This is a genomic window from Chamaesiphon sp. OTE_8_metabat_110 (assembly GCF_031382685.1).
Taxonomy (GTDB): domain Bacteria; phylum Cyanobacteriota; class Cyanobacteriia; order Cyanobacteriales; family Chamaesiphonaceae; genus Chamaesiphon.
On sequence record NZ_JANMZA010000395.1, the window covers coordinates 1 to 3114 of the forward strand.

At 48.4% G+C, this 3114-nt stretch carries 2 protein-coding genes; one reads left to right on the forward strand and one right to left on the reverse strand.

Translation table 11 applies throughout. The features are described 5' to 3' along the window. Nucleotides 1-436: 436 nt before the first annotated feature. The gene (mnmG, locus tag RMO52_RS14420) at nucleotides 437-2350 is read right to left on the reverse strand and encodes a tRNA uridine-5-carboxymethylaminomethyl(34) synthesis enzyme MnmG (protein ID WP_309738741.1); all 1914 of its coding nucleotides are present in this window, start codon (nucleotides 2348-2350) and stop codon (nucleotides 437-439) included. 362 nt (nucleotides 2351-2712) lie between these two features. Here mnmG and RMO52_RS14425 point away from each other — a divergent pair, with 362 nt between their 5' ends. After that, nucleotides 2713-2895 (forward strand): hypothetical protein, encoded by a 183-nt coding sequence (locus RMO52_RS14425; RefSeq protein WP_309738742.1) that lies wholly within the window; start codon nucleotides 2713-2715, stop codon nucleotides 2893-2895. Nucleotides 2896-3114 lie beyond the last annotated feature (219 nt).

A 3114-nucleotide genomic window follows, 5' to 3' on the forward strand; every position in this document is an offset into this window, starting at 1 on the left:
GCTGAATCGCCACCTCGTCCCCAGTTATGTCATCTACCGTGTGTACACAAGTCGGCTAGACTTCGTTTCTAGATCTGAATCCCCCAACCCCCTTAAAAAGCGACCCAAATCACGCGGAGGTTCCCTCCGCATGTGTTTGGGTCAAGACAGCGGATGCAATCACGCGGAGGTTTGTCTTGTCTCGCTGCTTGGTGCGCTAAACCCTCGGGGAACCCTACGTATGGCGCATCCGCAAACCGTCGGGGAACAGAGGCGTGCGCGAGCCGTTCCGACCCATGGCTTGCGCCAAGCAGGGGGCTTTAGATCCGGATCTTAGGGTTTCAGATGATTCTAGTAATTGAAATAATTGTGCCGACCTACTTGTTATTGTCATTATCCATCTGTTCTAAAATACGCATAACAACCCAATTCTCAATTCTCAATTCTCAATTCTCAATTAATTTAATACAGTCTGCGGAGTTTTAGTTCGATTTTGCACTTCTAACCAAATCAATAAAGCATTGATATCAGCGGGATTGACACCACCGATGCGGGTGGCTTGTCCGATGGTGGCAGGTTGCACTTGGGCTAACTTTTCTCGCGATTCTTTTGAGAGGGTCTCGATCGAGTGATAATCGATATTACTCGGGAGTTTGCGATTTGATTGTTTGCTAACTTGGTCGATTTGATGTTGTTGGCGGCTCAAGTATCCGGCATATTTAATCTCGATTTCGGCTCCTTCTTGTTCGGCAATAGTTAAATCTTTATTACCCAATTCAAATTTGAGTAAATGTGGATAATGTAAGCCCGGACGACGCAAGAGTTCGGCGAGCGTAATCGAGCCTTTAATAACTTCCCCAGTCGCTGCTGTAATCTCTTTTCCAGCGGGTTCTAGTTCCTTCACGCGAGTTTTTTCGAGGCGGTCTTTTTCAGCCAGAATCTGGGCTTGCTTGTTGGTATATAACTCCCAGCGGCGGTCGTCAATCAGACCGATTTCGCGACCTAATGGTGTCAATCTTCGATCGGCATTATCCGATCGCAATAATAGCCGATATTCCGATCGACTCGTCAGCATTCGATACGGTTCGCGCAGATCTTTGGTACACAAATCATCAATCAGGGTACCCAAATAACTCTGTTCGCGCGGAAAGACAATCATCTCCTGATGGTTGACAAATCGCGCCGCATTTACCCCCGCGACAAATCCCTGTCCCGCTGCTTCTTCATACCCAGTAGTACCATTTACCTGTCCCGCACAAAACAGCCCCTCAATCTTTTTGGTCATCAGGGTGGGATAACACTGCGTCGCGGGGAGATAGTCATAGTCCACCGCATAAGCCGGACGCAGCATCACGCACTTTTCCATCCCTGGGAGTGTCCGCAGCATCTCGACTTGGAGGCTTTCGGGGAGTCCAGTGGAGAAGCCTTGAATGTATAGCTCGGGAATATCCCGCCCTTCCGGTTCTACAAATATCTGATGACTTTCCTTGTCGGCAAAGCGGACGATCTTATCTTCGATACTCGGACAATATCTTGGCCCTTTGGAGTCTACCCAACCACCATAGACGGGCGACAGATGGAGGTTCTCACGAATCAGGCGGTGAGTTTCAGGAGTCGTCCGCGTCAGATGACAGGGAATCTGTGCTTTTTCTACCCACACTTCGGGATCGAAACTAAACCAGCGCACGCGATCGTCCCCCGGTTGTGGTTCCATTTTAGTGTAGTCTACCGATCGTTTATCTACCCGCGCTGGCGTACCAGTTTTGAGTCTACCAGTTTCAAAACCTATCCGGTGTAAAGTTTCCGTCAACCCCGTCGCTGCAAATTCACCCGCACGTCCGGCAGACATCGACTTATTCCCCACCCAAATCGTCCCGCCGAGAAACGTTCCAGTAGTGAGGATGACCGCCTGACATTCAAACGCCGCACCAAAATAAGTCTCAACGCCAATTACCCGATTATTCGCATCCAGAACTAAATCCGTCACCATTCCTTCCCGAATGCTCAGATTGTCCTGATTTTCAACGATATTTTTCATCACCGCTGCATATTCGCGCTTGTCGGTTTGCGCGCGTAATGCCCACACAGCGGGGCCTTTAGAGTCATTCAAGACCCGTTTCTGGAGATAAGTGCGATCGGCCATTTTGCCGATTTCACCACCTAATGCGTCGATTTCATGGGTGAGCTGGGACTTGGCGGGGCCACCGACGGCGGGATTGCAAGGTTGCCAACCGATTTTATCCAAGTTGAGGGTGAGTAATAGCGTCCGACAACCCAATCGGGCCGCCGCTAGTGCCGCTTCACAGCCAGCATGTCCGGCTCCGACGACAACAATATCAAAAGCATCTTGGAATTTTACGTCAGGATTCATAAACAATGGGGAGGATCTGATGTTTAACTTGTCCGCCCTGAAGATCTAGGTGCGATTGGGTCTATCTCTATTATATTCTGCTCCTTTGGCGATCGATCTGGGAATAATACTGCTAATGACTCGTCAAGGCACTAACGAATTTTGGTGTCCTGGCGATCGCCTTCGATATCAGTAAATCGGGTTTTGCGCTACCGCCTAATGATGTGGATTTGACTTAATTTAGCTAGATTCAGCAAATTGGCGCATTACTTGGTATAAGATCTGCTACATCTATTGCAACCGTAGCTACTGTGAACTAAAACAGCCAGTTTTACCCGCTACTTATCCATTGCCCTGCATCTATCTTATTGAGCGATCTCAAAATGCTGCTAAATTTTTGGTCTGAATCTATTCCCAAGTGCCCAAAATGCGGTACCGATCGGATCGGTCGCGCTCATCGCATTGGTGGCTGGGATCGATTGTACTCTCTAGCTAATGTCTATCCCTACCGTTGTCGCCAGACTCAATGTAAGCAGAGGTTTCGCCGGATTGGTAGGAGTATGTGAGGTTTAGCTGAAGCAATTTTTATTCAGAGCGAAGACATCCGCTATGGCTAAAAAAGTTAGTAAATCGAAGGCACATTTAAGCCGAGCAATTACGCTAACTTTCAGCGTAATTGCAAATAGTTGCGATCGATTCACAGGCAAAACAAATTATCATACGATCGAGTAGTATTCGTTCATCACTATGAAAACTTGGCTGGCTACCTGTGGCATCATCGCGCC

What these genes read in the sequence shown, in the direction of transcription:
- mnmG (WP_309738741.1), bottom strand. Translation starts at nt 2,350, where the DNA reads ATGAATCCTGACGTAAAATTCCAAGATGCTTTTGATATTGTTGTCGTC.
- RMO52_RS14425 (WP_309738742.1), top strand. Translation starts at nt 2,713, where the DNA reads ATGCTGCTAAATTTTTGGTCTGAATCTATTCCCAAGTGCCCAAAATGC.